We start from the raw sequence: 2,263 nt of genomic DNA on the forward strand, positions 1-2,263 counted from the left end.
AGATGATACCGAAGATGAGCCGCCCACGCCGCCACGCGGCGGCGGTCGACCATCATTGCGCGTGGTGAAGTAATTACCCGGCGGCGGTGCACTAGCCGCCTTAGGTCGCCGGTTCCCGCCCCTATCAGAAACGCACAGGTTCCTGACCCTCACCCGCACAATAAAACGCCGTCCCGGCATTGCAGCGGGACGGCGTGGATTTTTGTCCAATGCGTAGATGGAAGCGCTTACACTTCCAGATAATCCATGATGCCTTCAGCCGCTTTACGCCTTTCAGCAATGGCGGTGACCACTAGATCGGAGCCGCGTACCTCATCCTCGTTGTCCAAACTACCGCAAATTGATTGATAGGTGCCGACGCCCAGGAACACTGCATCGTATTCGCCGAGCAGATCACTCAGCTGAACATCTTTACCGATTTCGGTATTCAATCGGAACTCGATGACCATGTCTCTGAATATTTCGTGGCGTTTTATCATCACCTATTTTTCCAGCTTGAAGGGAGGATGCCGAAAGTTAGTAAATCGCCGATTTCCAGATGAAGGTCAAACACTACCTTCTGCACGTCGTTGTGCGCCAGCACGTCAGCCCAGGCTAGCCCCGAGGGACCGGCGCCGACAATTGCCACCAGTTTGCCGGTGGGAACGATGCTAGCAACTCTTGATTTCCACCTTATTTCAATAGTTTTTTGTTATTAATATGGCGTTCAATGTTGCCGATAGTGACTGCGCTGAACTCGTCGTTGAGCGTGTAGGAACCCTCTAACAACTGGTCCTTCGGACGGATGGTCCTTCGGACGGATACGCCCGCACACTTCCGGCAGACTGTTGGTCTCATGCGAAAGTTCAGCCGCTTCGGTAATACTACATCCTTCGTTGGCAAGCTTCAGCCAATTTGGAATATAGTTATGGACCGGACATTATTTCCATTCAAAGCAAGGGTTACTGCAGGAGAGATAACGGTCCGCCTGCGCTTTGCTGAGAGTCGGAGAATGGCTCATAGATTTCCAAAAATTCAATTTTACGTACCTTCAGCGGTTTTTTATCGGATCCACACGCTGCAGGTTGATAAACTGATAGATATTTTTACTCATCATTAATTTCTACTGCGCTTACACGCATAATTCTGCCGCGGAGCGGCTGCGGTGGGCCCAACAACTCTTTCACATCCCTCGATTTTGGTTTCACCAGTGTGAAGCGCCCCACCCAAGCTGGCCAATAGGCCAACAGCTCCTCGCCGCGGTGTGAGACGGTCAAATGAAACGTGTTCGGTAATTAGCCTGCGCAGATGCTCTTCATGAATAGTCAAATTCGCCACGGCTGGGACTTTCCACCGGCTCCGGATTTACGCTCTTGGCAAAGTCGACATGCTTGTTGAGGAAGGATATAGATGAAGCTGCTGGTCATCCCATCAAGCTCATAAAGCAGATCGGTGCGGCCTATCAAGTCTACCAGACGAGTCACACACTCAGGCTTCACCATAATTTCGCGTGTTTCCTGAGCAATAAAGTGAAAATAATTCGTCACGCGTTCCGGCAGTCCGTGGTAATGGTCGTGGCGCAGTTATTATTAAGGTGGCAGATGCGCAAATATTTGCATCCAAGCGCCGCCACCTGAGACCGGGTCCCGAAGCCGAAGCTTTCGGCGCCTAGGATTGTCTTCTTAATTATATCCTGGCTGGTTTTAAAAGACCACCGTCCACCTGCAGGCGGATTTTATGCCGTAACCCGTTGACTACCAGCGCCTGCTGGGTTTCCACTAGGCCCAATTCCCAGGGCGAGCCGGTGTATTTCACTGAGGACAGCGGGCTGGCACCGGGGCCGCTGCCGTCTTAACCGGCAATTATTATCAAATCTGTATAGGTTTTGGCCACGCTGGTAGCGATGGTGGGTGCCGATGCCCCCGGCTCGGACACTAAGCTTGACTGAAATCAGCGCATTGGTGGCAGTTTACTTGCTTGAGATTAAAAATCATCTAAAAGTTATCTGTGCCAAGTCTACTATCGAGTAGATATCATGATACGGCGGTGGCGAAATCAGCGTGACACGCCGGGTATCGAATAACATAGACGCGCGATATACGGCGTGACCTTCTTGTAGCCAGGTAACTGACCGTCTTCTCCAAGCTTATCATCCTGCACTACCTTAATCTGGATGACATTGGTATTGACCAAATAGGTCGGCGTAACCCGGAATCGACCGGACGCGACCTATTTGATGCATGAGACTTTATCGGTGCGGTTTTATTGCCTGGGCCAGCGGCTC

Annotated in this window: 2 pseudogenes; both read right to left on the minus strand. The window is 51.5% G+C overall.

The annotated features are described in order from the left end of the window. Positions 1-314 precede the first annotated feature (314 nt). Positions 315-1,093 (minus strand): annotated as a pseudogene (locus BG74_RS17880) (glutamate synthase small subunit); the annotation flags it as partial. Between the two features lie 304 nt (positions 1,094-1,397). Then, positions 1,398-2,263 (minus strand): annotated as a pseudogene (locus BG74_RS17885) (glutamate synthase-related protein); the annotation flags it as partial.

Origin of the sequence: Sodalis-like endosymbiont of Proechinophthirus fluctus (genome assembly GCF_001602625.1) — a bacterium.
GTDB lineage: Bacteria > Pseudomonadota > Gammaproteobacteria > Enterobacterales > Enterobacteriaceae.